The sequence below is a fragment of the Vibrio sp. 10N.261.45.E2 genome (assembly GCF_002875705.1).
Taxonomy (GTDB): Bacteria; Pseudomonadota; Gammaproteobacteria; order Enterobacterales; family Vibrionaceae; genus Vibrio.
This window is the reverse complement of sequence record NZ_MCZZ01000152.1, coordinates 39,005-53,688: the sequence shown is the minus strand read 5'-3', so window position 1 is coordinate 53,688 and position 14,684 is coordinate 39,005. Positions and strand designations below refer to the sequence as shown.

14 protein-coding genes are annotated in these 14,684 nt (G+C 43.9%); 8 read left to right on the top strand and 6 right to left on the bottom strand.

Annotated features, from left to right (window positions below; genetic code table 11):
• Positions 1–74 precede the first annotated feature (74 nt).
• Positions 75–1,508, bottom strand: a complete 1,434-nt coding sequence (locus tag BCT34_RS20985) for a D-aminoacylase (protein WP_076650563.1) — start codon at positions 1,506–1,508, stop codon at positions 75–77.
• A gap of 176 nt (positions 1,509–1,684) precedes the next feature.
• Between BCT34_RS20985 and BCT34_RS20980 the strand changes: the two genes are divergently transcribed.
• Positions 1,685–2,959, top strand: coding sequence for an amino acid deaminase (locus BCT34_RS20980; protein ID WP_076650561.1), 1,275 nt, complete (start codon positions 1,685–1,687; stop codon positions 2,957–2,959).
• 89 nt (positions 2,960–3,048) lie between these two features.
• Entirely contained in the window at positions 3,049–3,912 is an 864-nt protein-coding gene (locus BCT34_RS20975; protein ID WP_017062019.1) for a MurR/RpiR family transcriptional regulator, read from the top strand.
• A gap of 109 nt (positions 3,913–4,021) precedes the next feature.
• Here BCT34_RS20975 and BCT34_RS20970 read toward each other — a convergent pair whose 3' ends face one another.
• Both BCT34_RS20970 and BCT34_RS20965 read right to left on the bottom strand, forming a co-directional pair.
• On the bottom strand, positions 4,022–4,564 hold the full coding sequence (locus BCT34_RS20970) for an AAA family ATPase (protein ID WP_076650559.1): 543 nt from the start codon (positions 4,562–4,564) through the stop codon (positions 4,022–4,024).
• 38 nt (positions 4,565–4,602) lie between these two features.
• Positions 4,603–5,142, bottom strand: a complete 540-nt coding sequence (locus BCT34_RS20965) for a hydrolase (protein ID WP_076650557.1) — start codon at positions 5,140–5,142, stop codon at positions 4,603–4,605.
• Between the two features lie 192 nt (positions 5,143–5,334).
• On the opposite strand from BCT34_RS20965, the gene BCT34_RS20960 reads away from it, so the two are divergent.
• From BCT34_RS20960 to BCT34_RS20950, 3 genes are all read left to right on the top strand, one after another.
• Positions 5,335–5,907, top strand: coding sequence for a porin family protein (locus BCT34_RS20960; protein ID WP_076650555.1), 573 nt, complete (start codon positions 5,335–5,337; stop codon positions 5,905–5,907).
• Between the two features lie 233 nt (positions 5,908–6,140).
• Positions 6,141–7,763, top strand: coding sequence for a phosphoethanolamine--lipid A transferase (locus BCT34_RS20955; protein WP_076650554.1), 1,623 nt, complete (start codon positions 6,141–6,143; stop codon positions 7,761–7,763).
• Between the two features lie 178 nt (positions 7,764–7,941).
• Positions 7,942–8,574 (top strand): acetyltransferase, encoded by a 633-nt coding sequence (locus BCT34_RS20950; protein ID WP_076650552.1) that lies wholly within the window; start codon positions 7,942–7,944, stop codon positions 8,572–8,574.
• Positions 8,575–8,706: 132 nt separating this feature from the next.
• On the opposite strand, the gene BCT34_RS20945 is transcribed toward BCT34_RS20950, so the two are convergent.
• A complete protein-coding gene (locus BCT34_RS20945; protein ID WP_076650551.1) occupies positions 8,707–9,681 on the bottom strand; it encodes an arginine deiminase-related protein in 975 nt (324 codons plus the stop codon).
• Between the two features lie 597 nt (positions 9,682–10,278).
• On the opposite strand from BCT34_RS20945, the gene BCT34_RS20940 reads away from it, so the two are divergent.
• Together BCT34_RS20940 and BCT34_RS20935 are read left to right on the top strand one after the other, a co-directional pair.
• Positions 10,279–12,129 (top strand): ABC transporter ATP-binding protein, encoded by a 1,851-nt coding sequence (locus BCT34_RS20940; protein ID WP_076650549.1) that lies wholly within the window; start codon positions 10,279–10,281, stop codon positions 12,127–12,129.
• 286 nt (positions 12,130–12,415) lie between these two features.
• On the top strand, positions 12,416–13,120 hold the full coding sequence (locus tag BCT34_RS20935) for a hypothetical protein (RefSeq protein ID WP_017065155.1): 705 nt from the start codon (positions 12,416–12,418) through the stop codon (positions 13,118–13,120).
• 92 nt (positions 13,121–13,212) lie between these two features.
• Here the strand turns inward: BCT34_RS20935 and BCT34_RS20930 are convergent, their stop codons facing one another.
• The gene (locus BCT34_RS20930; protein ID WP_004732526.1) at positions 13,213–13,701 is read right to left on the bottom strand and encodes an Lrp/AsnC ligand binding domain-containing protein; all 489 of its coding nucleotides are present in this window, start codon (positions 13,699–13,701) and stop codon (positions 13,213–13,215) included.
• 279 nt (positions 13,702–13,980) lie between these two features.
• Between BCT34_RS20930 and BCT34_RS24495 the strand changes: the two genes are divergently transcribed.
• Positions 13,981–14,151: a hypothetical protein gene (locus BCT34_RS24495; RefSeq protein ID WP_165690275.1), complete on the top strand. Its 171-nt coding sequence runs from the start codon at positions 13,981–13,983 to the stop codon at positions 14,149–14,151.
• Positions 14,152–14,213: 62 nt separating this feature from the next.
• Here the strand turns inward: BCT34_RS24495 and BCT34_RS24695 are convergent, their stop codons facing one another.
• Positions 14,214–14,438, bottom strand: coding sequence for a hypothetical protein (locus tag BCT34_RS24695; protein ID WP_076650547.1), 225 nt, complete (start codon positions 14,436–14,438; stop codon positions 14,214–14,216).
• Positions 14,439–14,684 lie beyond the last annotated feature (246 nt).

Below are 14,684 nucleotides of genomic sequence, written 5' to 3'. Positions count from 1 at the left end.
TTGGTTCTTTTCCAATATATTTAAATTAATTCACCGTTTTATATTTACCGTAAATTTAATTTGATAATTAAAATCTAGTTTCGGTAAATAAAAACGCCTGAACGATTATTTTTTACTTTTCCTTGCTGGTAAGTTAACTCACCATTTACAAATACGCTTTCTATTCCCTCAGCAACTGAAATAGGATTTTCAAATGTTGCTGTGTCTTTAATATTTTTTGGATCAAATAAAACTAAATCAGCAAAAGCACCACAGCGAACTTCCCCTCGGCCAGATAAGTTGTAACGCTCTGCCGACATTCCGGTCATCTTGTGAATCGCTTCCGCCAGTGAAAACAGTTTTTCATCTCGACAGTAATGCCCTAACACTTTCGGAAAGGTGCCCCACAGTCTTGGGTGTGGATGCGGGTCATTAGGTAAACCATCGGAACCGACCATGGTCAGCTTATATTTCAATACGCGCTTTACGTCGTTCTCGTCCATGCAGTGATAAACCGCGCCCGCTGGTTGAAGCGCTTTTGCTGCTTCCATCAGGGGAAGGTTCATTTCATCAGCAATCTGCTTAAGCGTTTTGCCTGCATGTTCTGGCTTTGCTTCAGACCAAGTGATGAAGATATCGAAATCGTCCGTCACCTGTTTCAGATCTAATGTTGAAGAGCTCGCTGAGTATGGATAACAGTCGCAAGACACATCTTGGTGCTCAGAGACCTTGTCCATCAAATCAAGCACTTCAACGGTTCTGCCCCAATTGCCCGCACCTGCACATTTAAGGTGAGAGATAACAACCGGCACTTTTGCGTATTGTCCTGTCTCAAACGCCTCTTCCATCGCGCTTAAGATCTCTTCAAATTCGGTACGCATATGCGTGGTATAGATGCCGCCGTGGCTAGACAGCACTTTTGCTAACTGCATCACTTCGTTGGCATTTGCTTGTTTCGCGCTTGCATAAGCCAAACCTGAGCTCAAACCTAATGCACCTTGCGCCATCGCTAAATCAAGGTTGTTTTGCATCGCTGCAATCTCATCTTCGCTTGCGGTGCGTTGTAGATCATCCATCACTTGATTGCGCAGTGTAGTGTGGCCAACTAACGCTGCTACGTTTACTGCAGGTTGAGCCCGCTCTACCGCTTGTGCATACGCCTCAAAGGTTGGGTATTTGAAATCAGCCTGCGCACCTAAAAGATTCATTGGGTCTGGTGGATCTCCAGCCAAAACGGTCGGAGATGCGCTGATGCCACAGTTGCCAACAATCACGGTTGTGACACCTTGGCTGATCTTAGGCAGGCAGTCTGGGTAACGAATTACGTTGGTATCGTCATGTGTGTGTACATCGATAAATCCAGGAGCCAATGCTAAGCCTGCTCCTTCAATCAACTGACCACAATCTTCGTGATCGATTTGACCAATTTCGGCGATTTTTCCATCACGGATTGCTACATCGGCACAAAACGATTGTTCGCCGGTGCCGTCAAACACCTCTACATTTTTGATTATCGTATCGAACAACATTTTTCACTCTCTCAATCCACTGTGTTGATGGAGCTATATTAAGAATCCAGCCGATTATTTTCAGTGACAAAACACACATAATATTTTAATTTGTGTGATAGTTTCTATCACAAAGCAAACCCAAGATAGATTTAAACATTAAATAACAAACACTTAAATCATGTTAGGAATCAGCAATGAAACATAACCCTGCACAAAAAGATGTTATAAAGTATCAAAAAGATAGTTTCGTCTTGACTGAAAAAGGCCAAAAAGGGAGAGCAATATCACGATCTGAGAACGGTCTTTATCGATTGGTTGATGAAGATATTTCGCTTCCGGTAGCAATTATCAAACAATCAGCCTTAACCAATAACCTGAATTGGATGCAATCATTTGCTGATCATCATCAGGTTAAATTGTCGCCACATGGCAAAACATCGATGACGCCTGATTTCTTCCGTCAACAGCTAGAGAATGGCGCTTGGGGTATTACCGTAGCGACGCCTGCACAGGCAGAAGTTGCCGCTATGGCTGGCGCGAAGAAAATCATCATGGCTAACCAATTGGTGGGTAAAACCAACATGGCGATCGTTGAACAACTGATCAGTGAATTCGATGTCGATTTTTACTGTTGTGTTGATTCATCGGTCAACGTACAGCAATTAAGTCAACACTTCGCCAACACCAATCAGACGCTAAAAGTCCTGATCGAGTTTGGTGTACCCGGCGGCCGCTGCGGTTGTCGTTCACCACAAGAAGTTTTAGAGCTGGCTCAAATCATCCAAGACACTCCTGCACTCTCACTGGCAGGTATTGAAGTTTACGAAGGTGTGATTCATGGCGACAATGCAGAACAAGATATTCGCACCTTCTTAAAGCAAGCACTGAACTCGGTCGAAAGCCTCACATCAGATGGCTTAATTGCAGGTCAACCTATCATCACAGGAGCAGGTTCAGCTTGGTATGACGTGGTAGCCGAATGTTTAGCGAACCTAACCGATTACTTGGCGATCATCCGTCCTGGCTGCTACGCGATTCACGACACAGGTATTTATCTAGATGCACAAAGCAAGGTGCTACAACGCGCCCAAGCAAACCAAGGTTACGCGTGTGAATTGGGTGGTGATTTAGAATCGGCACTTGAGGTGTGGGCATATGTAATATCTCGCCCAGAGCCAACTAAACTGGTGATCGGGCTAGGTAAGCGTGATGTGGCCTTCGATGCCGGTTTACCTATTGCAGAACGCGGCTATCGCAATGGCGAAGCTATCTCAGTACAAGGTCTGACGGCGACAGCGGTGATGGATCAGCACACCTTTGTTGAAACAGACGGTTCTTCTGAGATTGAAGTGGGTGACATGATTGCGTTCTCAACCTCACACCCATGTTTAACCTTCGATAAATGGCGTTACATTGCTATCAGCGATGACGAGTATCAGGTAACAAACTGGGTAGAGACCTGCTTCTAGCTCGATTTTTCAATAAGCTAGAATCAGCGAAGCATTCAGATATACTAACGGGGCTAAGGCTTAGCCCCATCAACAAAGGATCAGGATTCTTGAGTTTAGAAGTAGATATCATTTCACAGATAACAGAGCGTTTTCCCGCTCTTCGTGATGCAGAAAAGAAAGTCGCTAAGCTAATCATGGACGACATTGATTTTGCTGCCAATGCCAGCATCACAGAACTTGCTGAAAGCGCTCAAGTGAGTGAAGCCACCATTACGCGTTTTGCCAAGGCTATCGGCTGCAGCAACGTACGTGATATGAAGATCAAGCTTGCTCAGACACTGACTGTCGGCCAGCGTTTTATTCTCGAACCTGTTGACCAAACGGGTTATCAAGGTATCTACGAATCGATCAAGCAGAGCCTAGACATCAACCGCACTTTGTTCAAAGAACAAGACGTTGAAACCGCAGTGAGTTGGCTACATAACGCCAGACAGATCATTGCTATCGGTATGGGTGGAGGTTCAACTATCGCCTCTCAAGAACTGCAACACCGACTGTTCCGATTGGGCTACCCAGTGGTGTCGTACAACGATGGTTTGATGTCACGCATGGTTGCTGCTACGGCAGATGCCAATGATGTGATGGTGATGATATCAGCGACTGGTTTTACGCCAGTGATCACTGAAACGGCCGAGCTAGCCAAACAGTATGGGCTTAAGATCATCGCGATTACTCCGCAAGATACTCCGCTAGCGAAGATTGCCGATATCTTGTTACCGATTAAACACATGGAAACTGACTTCATTTACAAGCCATCGGCCTCTCGCTACGCAATGTTGGCGTTGGTAGATGTGCTTTCGATGGGTATCGCTGTCAATCACAAGAACCGCTCGCGCGATAAACTGCGCCGCTTGAAGGTTGCGCTAGATTCCTACCGAGGCGGTGGCGACAGACAGCCTCTCGGTGATTAGTGTTTCAGACGACTAAGTCATCAACTAGTCGATTTCAATAAAAACCCCGCAGTATCGACTTGATTGAGTGAATACTGCGGGGCTTTTTTAGTTGTGGTCTTTCTGGAAATCACTCACCTGAGTTAATTGAAGTTAAGATAAACTCGACTCTTTCCTCAACAGATAACTTGGGTACTTCCACCAGCAGATAGCCAAACTTCTTATAGGCTGACACCATTTTTTCGTAGGTGGCGATCGCTTCCTCGAAATCTTGCTTACGTTCTTCGTCATTGATGAAAATCGAGTCCCATGGCGGGAAGATAAACACCTTGCTGTTGTATTCGAGTTCATTACAGCTATTCAGCAAAGATTGAGGAATAGGCAGCGTTTCTAACAAGCTGTAACCGTATGAATCGACGATGCTTCTATCAAAGAAAACGGGCTGTTCACTCGATTCAAACGCTTGATAGTTGGCTAATTCTTCTCGCACCATTTCATCACGAAAAGCCACTTTGTTTAACCACGGTAGAGCACTCCCTTGTTGCTCGACTTGGTGTTGAATGACTTTACGCCCAACCTCTGGTGCGCAGCGATAGCCCTTGCTTTTCAAAGCGTCGATGACCGAAGTTTTGCCCGACCCCGGGCCACCTGTGAATACGATTAGATTATTCAAATGAACCTCTTCAAAGCGGGAAAATAACGAATCAGACCTTAACGAATCAAGGACAAAATAGACTTAAATTCAGGCGCGCGACAATCCTTTACCAGCTCGTATAAGCTCATTTCTACCCCGGTGATTTGGATACCCGCTTCCCGCATTCGGCTAATCGTCAGCTCCTTATTAAGCGCCGTTCGAGAGCTAATACAGTCGCTAACAATCTGAACCTTGTATCCAAGACCTAACAGCCCCATTGCGGTTTGATACACGCAAATATGAGCCTCAATACCACACACTAACCAAGTCTCTACATCCTTGGCTCGCACCACCTCAACAAACTTGGGCTCATCACACGCGTTGAAAGTGAATTTAGGTATCGGTTTAGCACCACTCAACAGGTCATTAAGTTCGTCGACTGTAGCACCTAGCTTCTCTGGGTTCTGCTCCAAACGAATAATTGGCAGACCCAAAACCTTCGCTCCTTGAATTAACTTCCCACAATTAGCAATCAGCGTATCACTGTCATCAACAAGGCGTGCGAGCTTGCCTTGCACGTCCACAACTACCAACCCTGTCTTTTGTCTCATTAGCATGTCTACTCCTTGTTTTTGACAGCCTAACTCACTACGCAATCTGATGAGTACAACTTCTAATATGTAACGATTTAGCTTACAAAGCCATACAGTAATAGGTATAAGACTACGGAATAATACTCACCAACGGTCGAAAGGTCGCAAAACAAAAATTATTGATACTGACATGACATTTAAGAGTGAGTAAGAAAGATGAACAAGATAACAAAATCAGCATTAGCACTGGGTTTAATCAGCGCAGTTTCTCTTCCAGCTCTAGCTGCAGGCACTGACGGCGGTGCTTACATTGGTGGTGGTCTTAGCGTATACCAAGGCTCAGATACTGATAACGCTCCAAGCTTAGATTCTAGCGGCATGGGCTACAACCTATATGGCGGTTACCAATTTAACCGTATCGTAGGTGTTGAACTTGGCTACAACGACTATGCAAACTACAAAAATAGCTTTGAAAAGCTGTCACCAACCTCTATTTCTGTATCAGCAAATCTTGGTTACACATTCGACAACACCATCCGCCCATTCGTATTGGCAGGTTTGAGTTCCGTAGACCTAAATGCAAGCAGCAGTTCAGGGTTTGATGATGACAGCGGCACGGGTTTCCACTTTGGCGTCGGCGTTGAGTACTCACCTATCGAACACTTAACACTTCGAGCTATTTCTCAAGCAGATGCAGTAAGTGTAGATAATACGATTGGTGGCAAGACATACAGTAGCGACACGCTTGCTTTCAATAGCATTAGCTTCGGTGGTTCATACAACTTCTAATGTGATTGAACCACATAGAACAAGCTAAACATACTAATTCACTTTGCTGTTCCACCTTGTCATGAAGGTCACTCAGTAAAGTGAATTTTTTGTTTCTACATGCCCTATCGCGTCAATCCACTTTAACCAGTTTTTCGCTCACCATTACTTATTGAGCTTTGTGCGTTGATATTAGAGCTTTCTTGGTAGCGAGACTAAAATAAAGGGATAAGAGACGCAGGAAAATAAGACCTATGAATCTACCAAGCTTAAACATGTCGATAAACAAGCTTCCTTTTGTGTTGGCTGTGTATTACCTGCTTGTTGTCAACCTACCTCTCTCCCAAGAACTGTTTAGTATTGTTCAGGCATCAAAATCTGAAAGCGCTGCGTTTCTTATATCCATCCCTATCTTCTTCCTTGCTGCCTTTAACTTCATCTTCCAAGTCTTCAACTGGCCTATCTTCTCTAAGCCGTTTTTCATCTTATTGCTGATCACCTCTACCTTAGTCAGCTACAGCATGTTCAATTACGGCATCTATGTCGACTATGGAATGATAGAGAACGTCTTCGAAACCAATAGTGGCGAAGCAGCAAGTTATGTAAGTACCCACTCCATCTTATGGTTATTCGCGATGGGTATTGTCCCGTCACTGATCCTACTGTTTACCAAACTCAAAAAAGAGTCCTGGAAAGATTTCTTTGTCTGGAAATCGATTGGACTACTCTCTTCCTTGATCGTCATTGCCATTATTGCCGGGCTTTTCTACAAAGATTACGTATCGATTGGTCGGAATAACTCACACATCAAAAAGATGATCATTCCGACCGAGTATGTGGCATCAACGGTCAAATACATCAACAACACCTACATCAAACAACCCATCCCCTATCAGGAATTAGGGTTAGATGCGAAGCAAACAGCACAAGCAAAAGCGGCAACCAAACCGACCTTGTTGGTGTTTGTGCTTGGCGAAACAGCCCGCGTGTATAACTACCAATATCATGGCTATGGGAGAGAAACCAACGCTCACACCAAGCCTTACAATCCGATATTTTTCTCTGATGTTCAGTCGTGCGGAACAGCCACTGCGGTTTCTGTACCCTGTATGTTCTCGAATATGAATCGCAGCAACTATGATCGCGATAAAGCCTACAACCAAGATAACGTGGTCGACATCATGAACCGCGCGGGCATTCACTCTATTTGGAGAGAACATGATGGCGGGGACAAGGCAGTCGCACACCGAATCAAAGAGATGACGTTGGTCGCCAAAGACAGCGATCCATTGTGTAATAACGATGTGTGCTACGACACAGCCATGCTCGAGAACTTCGAGCAAGATACTCAAGATCTAAAGCAAGATAGCATCATTTTCTATCACATTGCTGGGTCTCACGGCCCAACATACTTTGAGCGTTACCCAGAAGAGCATAAGAAATTTACGCCTGACTGCGCTCGTGCAGATATTGAAAATTGCACCAACGAGGAAGTGGTCAACACCTACGACAATACCATCCTGTACACCGATTTCTTTCTATCACAGGCGATGCAGAAACTGGAGAAACTCACTGATAAGTACAATGTCGCGTTAATGTACATCTCAGATCACGGTGAGTCTCTAGGGGAGAACGGCGTCTACTTACACGGCATGCCTTATTCATTGGCACCGAAAGAACAAACTCATGTGCCTATGATCGTGTGGATGTCTAATGGTTTCGCCGAGCAAAAAGGGATAAACCAAACCTGCTTGAGAAAGGCAGGCAAAGAACAAAGTTTCTCCCAAGACAACCTGTTCGACTCTTTACTCGGTCTAATGGATGTACAAACCAAAGATTATCGAGAGAACCAAGATATCTTCGCTCCGTGTCGCTAGCTTCAAAGTGTGACTCATAGTTTCCAACCAAAGGGACTCATTTTTGAGTCCCTTTTTACCAACCGAAAGTATCGTTTTTGTTGTCCACCTTGTCTGTTGCATCCCATTCGTAGCAAGTTTTATTGAGTTTAAATTTGCGACTAAATATACTGGAGACATCATCATACGGAGGACATAAATGAATAATAAAAACAAACATATAGTTTTAATTCATGGTCTGTATATGCCTGCGTTGATCATGCAATATCTGGATAGAAACTTCACAAAACGCGGCTTTACAACGCACAAGTTTGCTTACAACTCGCTACGTTTCCCTTCTGCCGCCAAACGTCTCAATCGTTTCGTCAATGCACGCTTTGATGAACACGATGAGGTCTACTTCTTCGGTCACTCACTCGGTGGCTTGCTCATTCGCCACTACTTTAAGTTTTACCAGCCCGATTTTGCAGACACCTGTATTATTACAGCAGGTACTCCACACAATGGGGCAACCATCGCCAAAACACTGTCGAATCATGGGCTTGGATTTATCTTTGGTTCGAGCAAAATGATCTTAAGCGATGGCTTGGGTGACTACGACATTGATGTGCCGATTGGCGTGATTACGGGCACCTACGACGCCGGAGTCGGACGTATTGTGCTGGGAAGAAACCCGGGCGATGGCACAGTCACACTCGAAGATGCAAACCTGAGAGGAGCAACGGATACTTACGCCCTTAAACTCAACCACACCGCACTTGTCTACTCCAAGGAAGTCGTGGCACTGTCGGCGCAGTTCATTGAACACAGAGCTTTCAAGAGCGCTTCATAGCTTATTTCTGTTAGCTTTTGCGCGTTTACTCCCGTATCGAGCCCTTGTTCTCTTCTTCGTGATAGATAAAAACAAAATACCACTCTGTGATAAGAGTGGTATTCAAAGATTGATTGCTGGAAATGGTGCTTGTTACAGACGATTAACTCGCGTTGGTAAGAACACCTCACCCAACATGCATCGCACCGAACCACCGCCAATATCTTCAATCGTTTTTACATTGAATGGCAGCAGTTTTCCATGGGTCGAAAGCTGAGCTAACTGAGCAGGAGAAAACGCATCGTAAGCCGATTGAGACATCGCAATCACTTTATCGCCATTCACGGTTTCAAGTTGAAGGATGTTGCCACAGAAACGGTTCATCTGATCAATTGAGATAGAGATAACCTGTTTGTCTTTAGCAAGAGATTTGACCACAAAGCGGCGTTCAAATTCTGGGATCACTTCATCACAGATCACGCAGAAGTTATCGCCAATCGCCATCATCACATTGGTATGGTAAATAGGCTGACCAGACGGTAAAGCCGTTTGAAACGAAACCACACGCGAATAACCAATACGTTTCGCGTAATCCTCTAATACTTCGCGGTCACAACGCTGAGAAAGCGCAGCATAGATGGTCTTGTTGATATGGTCGATAACCATCACGCCCGTGCTCTCCAAATAAGAACCTTGCGCAATATAAGACTCTAGAGACTCGCTATGGTTAACTATGCGACCAGACGCTTCAAGTGCTTCAATAAGGGCATTTGGCTTCACTTCATTTTGACGGTTTTCACACGCCATAGGGAAGGTAAATAAGCTGCCATCACTACACGTACTGAACCAGTTATTTGGGAAAACTGCATCCGGCGTTTCCACGCCAAACTCTGGGTAATCAAACTCTACAACTTGCACACCTTCTTTACGTAACGAAGCGACCATAGCCTTAAATTCGGCCATCGTTTCTAACTTCACCTCAGCCTCGGTCAGATTCACTCTGTGCTGAAATTCGTTATCACGTGCAGTTTCTTCGTTAAACCGAAATTCTTTTGGCGGCACCATAACAACGCAATTGGCGTTTTGAACATTAGTAATATGAAGTGATTTCTTATGTAGGTTTAACATCTCAACCGTCCCTATCTTTTATTTACTTCAGAATTGTAAACAACTTGTTACAACAAGATTCACTGAAAAGAATAATGATTTGAATATTTATCCCAAACAATTACTGCAAAACTTAGTTTATTCGGTAATTTTTACTGCAAGATAACAGCACATCAGAAAGAACCAACTGTTTGCATATTCGCTTATTCAGTCTTTGGATAAATATTCTGATTTCATTTACTCACTCACTACGAGTTTTGATTACAATTTAATCCATTTAGCGTTAGGATTATCACCGTTGCATAACAATCAATTACGTTTGAAATAAGCTTAACTTTTCCTGTCTGATTCAATCTAAAATAAACGTCATGAAAGACACTCTTTGGACCTTTCCTGTTCGCTGAAACAAAGTTTTCGTGTAAAAGCCAAGTGATTAAGGCCATGCGTTTGAAGTAGACGCTAGAACAAAATCCATCGAATGACTTAATACAGATAAGAACCTATGGGCACTTATATAATTTCAAACTCAGACTATAAATTTTCAAATCAAGACTATAAAAACAAAGCTGCACAAATGATGCAGCCGCTATAGACGCGCTAGTTTATAAAGGGAAATCTATGTACAAGAAATTTGAAGGCTTTACTGAAGCCTTTCCAAAGGGAGAGCCGATACAACCTCCTACTGGAATATTGGCATTCTGCCGCCATTACACTCGAGGTTTCGAGAAACCGTTGATCTTGCTCGGATTGATGAGCATGACCATCGCGATCATCGAAGTCGCGTTGTTCGGTTACATGGGGCAACTGGTTGACTGGCTATCAACCAGCAACCCAGACACTTTCTTAGCAGACAACCAATCGACACTAATGGGGTTAGGTGTTTTGCTGTTGGTTGTGATGCCAATCTTGATCAGTGTTTACTCGCTCTTGCTTCACCAAACGTTGCTGGGCAACTACCCAATGTCGATTCGTTGGTTAGCGCACCGCTACCTTTTAAAGCAAAGTTTGTCGTTCTATCAAGATGACTTTGCCGGACGTGTCGCCACCAAAGTAATGCAAACCTCGCTCGCGGTGCGTGAGACCGTGACCAAAATGGTCGATGTGTTTGTCTACGTAACGGTTTACTTCACGGCGATGCTATTCATGCTTGCAGAATCGGATTGGCGCTTAATGGCTCCTATGTTGATTTGGTTGTTCGTCTACATCGGTATTCAGCTGTACTACGTACCGAAGCTCAAGGACGTGTCGTCAGAGCAGGCGGATGCTCGCTCATTGATGACAGGGCGTATTGTTGATAGCTACACCAACATCGCAACCGTAAAACTGTTCTCACACAGCAAAAGAGAAACTGAATATGCCGAAGAAGGCATGGAAGGCTTCTTAGATACTGTACATCGTCAAATGCGCTTGGTAACTGGCTTCAACATCTGTGTTGAGTTCGCTAACTACCTGTTGGTATTCAGTATTGCGGGGATCTCTATTTACCTGTGGCTAGACAGCGCGATCACCGTGGGTGCAATTGCGATTGCAGTGAGCTTGGCTTTGCGTATTAACGGCATGTCGAAATGGATCATGTGGGAAATCGGCGGTCTGTTTGAAAATCTTGGAACAGTAATTGATGGTATCAAAACTCTGTCTAAGCCTATCGCTATTGAAGATAAGAAAGATGCCGAACCACTGAAAGTTCCACAAGGCGGTATCAACTTCGACAACGTGAGCTTCAACTACGGCGAAAATAAGGGGGTAATTAACAACCTAAACCTCAACATCAAACCGGGTGAAAAAGTAGGTTTGGTTGGCCGTTCAGGTGCAGGTAAGTCGACATTAGTTAACTTACTGCTGCGTTTCCACGATGTAGAAAGTGGTCGCATCCTGATTGATGACCAAGAAATTTCGAGTGTTACCCAAGACTCGTTGCGCAGCAACATCGGCATGGTGACCCAAGATACTTCACTGCTGCACCGTTCGATCAAAGACAACATTCTTTACGGTCGTCCTGACGCATCAGATGAAGAAGTGTATGCCGCAACTAAACAAGCACACGCGCACGAGTTTATCGAAACGCTTACCGACCCGTTTGGCAACGTTGGTTACGATGCTCAAGTAGGTGAAAGAGGCGTTAAGCTTTCTGGTGGGCAACGTCAACGTGTCGCTATCTCACGTGTTCTTTTGAAAAATGCGCCACTACTTGTTCTCGATGAAGCAACGTCTGCACTCGATTCAGAGGTAGAAGCAGCTATTCAAGAGAGTTTGATTGAGCTAATGGAAGGTAAAACGGTTATCGCGATTGCACACCGCCTATCGACCATTGCTGCGATGGATCGCCTGATTGTGCTTGATGCAGGTAATATCGTAGAAGAAGGCACACACCAAGAGCTGATTAACCAAAATGGTATCTATGCTCAGCTTTGGAATCACCAAACCGGTGGCTTCATTGCGGACGATCTTGAGCAAGCGACAGACGCTTAATTTTTGTGCTATTTTAAAAATGCGGCGTAATTCACACCAATTTGTTAACTATTGGTAAATTACACATAGCAGAATGTCATGTCGTAATTATATAATGACATTAATAACAAAGACGCCTCGCTTGCGCGTTCTGGAATAAGGCTAGACTTCGGGGGGAGGCTAGCCTTTTTTATGCCAGCTATTTGGCGCTTTTACCTACCTGTCCGATAAACTTCATCGATCATTTTGTTTTTTTCTTAGCATTTTTTTCTTAAAATGCGCGCAAACTTCTTTCTAGAGATCAACCATGAACAAAAGTGTCTTAACTAACGTCATCGCGTTAGCACTGCTTGCTGGCGGCTATGCGACAGCAAACCAATACTTGCTTTACGCAGGCCTATTCGCATTTTCTGGTGCCATCACCAACTGGCTTGCAATTCACATGTTGTTCGAGAAAGTACCCGGCCTATACGGTTCTGGCGTTATTCCTGCGCGCTTTGAAGAGTTCAAAGCAGCTATCAAACAACTGATGATGGAGCAGTTCTTTACAGAAAGTAACATCGACCGTTTCCTAAGCAGTGAGATGACAGGAAAATCACTCAACCTAGAACCTGTTATTCAGAAGATCGACTTTAACCCTGCATTCGATTCATTAGTGCATGTTATCGAGAACTCACAATTTGGTGGTATGTTGGCAATGTTTGGTGGCACAGAGGCGCTAGAGCCAATGAAAGCGCCGTTTGTTGAGAAGATGCAAGAGTCTGTGATTGAAATCAGTAAAAGTGACTCTGTAAAAAATGCCATTAAGGACGAACTAGAATCGCCTGCTATGATGGATGAAATTAAAGAGAACATTGAAGCGATCATCGATCAGCGCTTGAATGAACTAACACCAAAGCTAGTTAAAGAGATGGTTCAGACCATGATCAAGAAACACCTTGGTTGGTTGGTCGTTTGGGGCGGTGTATTCGGTGGTGTGATTGGTCTCATTTCTGCAGCAATTACCTTGTAGACCGGATAAATTTATCGGATTGCTCGATCTAACGTTCAACAAAAAATGGAAGCTCATGAGCTTCCATTTTTTTATCCCGTTAAGAAGCACGTTTACTTCAAGGTCGCCAATAATTCAGGGTTCACCCCAAAGCCCTTTTTGTGCTCTTCTATCACGACTTCACTGCGGGTTTGAATCACACCAGGTAAGGTACCCAACTTAGTTGCCATAAACGCTTGGTACGCTTTCATGTCTTTCACTCGAACCTTAATCATGGTGTCGAAGTCTCCCGACAATGAATAGCACTCTTCCACTTCGGGCATCATTTCAACCGCTTGGGCAAATTTGTCGAAGATCGAAAAGCTCGTCTGGTCGAGACGGATATGGATAAAGACTTGAACATCGAGTCCCAGCTTTTCAGAACAAAGCTCAGCATGATAGCCCGTGATGTAGCCCTCTTTCTCCAATCGCTTGAGTCTATCTGAACAAGGTGACGTCGTGAGGTTGACCTGCTTTGCCAGTTCAACAACAGGCAAACGCCCTTTCATATGCAGAATTCTTAGTATCTCTTTATCGATACGATCGAGCTGATGCTGAGACATAACATTCCTTAAACTATCTAAATTCCGCTCAGTATATTCCATACCAAGAGCAATCGAAGAAAACCTCGCTCACACATTTAAAAAACTAAATGCGCGGGTAATATTCACACCAAATATAAATACATACAAATAGATAATAACCCTTATAAATCAAACTCTGGTAATTAACAAATTATTATAGAAATGACCCGATTAACAAATAAGTTGAGCCGGAAACGAAAGAAAGGATATAGGCCAAAGTGAATAATAGAATTATCAAAGAGAAAGGATGACTCTATTATGAAAACGCAAGAACTCGCATATAAACCTTACGGTATTGGCTCATGGACACACGTAACGGTATCAAAAGATGTCGCTCAAGCACTAGCAAATGAATACTCAAATTATGGTTGGGATGTGAAGATTGATGGCGACGCCATTGAAACAGAGCCAGCACTAAAAGCTGCATAGAAACGCAAAAACCTCCTAAAACGGAGGTTTTTCGATCTAAGTTAGTAAGCACTTACTATGAATTAAGCTAAACCAACTTGGGGTACAGTACTTCCTGTTTCGCAACGGCAGTTACACGTTCGACAGAAGTGTTGAGTTTCCATATCGTAGTACAGATTTCCACTAAATAGCTTTGACGTCCATTGCATCATACGGCCAGAGGCTGTCTCGGGCTCTGATTCACAACGTTTCATTATAGACTTATGTAGTGTTGTTTTTTTACATCCTTTGCAATAGAGATCAGGCATACCTTTGTCCTATAGGTCTTTAGTGGTTACTGACAATTGACACATCATGTCCAATTCAGTTCAACAATTCACCGAGCTAATCACAAAAGTGCGCGCTAAGTTCAAAAAACAGCCACTTTTCTGTTTCATTTTTTGACATCAAACGTCATCAAGATGGTTGATCTTTCACTTCTCGATCCAGAATGATCGTTTTCGATTTACATTGTAAAACCCCGTAAAACCGTCTCCTCAACATGATCCACCGTT

What these genes read in the sequence shown, in the direction of transcription:
- BCT34_RS20985 (WP_076650563.1), bottom strand. Translation starts at nt 1,508, where the DNA reads ATGTTGTTCGATACGATAATCAAAAATGTAGAGGTGTTTGACGGCACC.
- BCT34_RS20940 (WP_076650549.1), top strand. Translation starts at nt 10,279, where the DNA reads ATGTACAAGAAATTTGAAGGCTTTACTGAAGCCTTTCCAAAGGGAGAG.
- BCT34_RS20965 (WP_076650557.1), bottom strand. Translation starts at nt 5,142, where the DNA reads ATGCTAATGAGACAAAAGACAGGGTTGGTAGTTGTGGACGTGCAAGGC.
- BCT34_RS20950 (WP_076650552.1), top strand. Translation starts at nt 7,942, where the DNA reads ATGAATAATAAAAACAAACATATAGTTTTAATTCATGGTCTGTATATG.
- BCT34_RS20945 (WP_076650551.1), bottom strand. Translation starts at nt 9,681, where the DNA reads ATGTTAAACCTACATAAGAAATCACTTCATATTACTAATGTTCAAAAC.
- BCT34_RS20960 (WP_076650555.1), top strand. Translation starts at nt 5,335, where the DNA reads ATGAACAAGATAACAAAATCAGCATTAGCACTGGGTTTAATCAGCGCA.
- BCT34_RS24695 (WP_076650547.1), bottom strand. Translation starts at nt 14,438, where the DNA reads ATGCCTGATCTCTATTGCAAAGGATGTAAAAAAACAACACTACATAAG.
- BCT34_RS20935 (WP_017065155.1), top strand. Translation starts at nt 12,416, where the DNA reads ATGAACAAAAGTGTCTTAACTAACGTCATCGCGTTAGCACTGCTTGCT.
- BCT34_RS24495 (WP_165690275.1), top strand. Translation starts at nt 13,981, where the DNA reads ATGAAAACGCAAGAACTCGCATATAAACCTTACGGTATTGGCTCATGG.
- BCT34_RS20955 (WP_076650554.1), top strand. Translation starts at nt 6,141, where the DNA reads ATGAATCTACCAAGCTTAAACATGTCGATAAACAAGCTTCCTTTTGTG.
- BCT34_RS20930 (WP_004732526.1), bottom strand. Translation starts at nt 13,701, where the DNA reads ATGTCTCAGCATCAGCTCGATCGTATCGATAAAGAGATACTAAGAATT.
- BCT34_RS20980 (WP_076650561.1), top strand. Translation starts at nt 1,685, where the DNA reads ATGAAACATAACCCTGCACAAAAAGATGTTATAAAGTATCAAAAAGAT.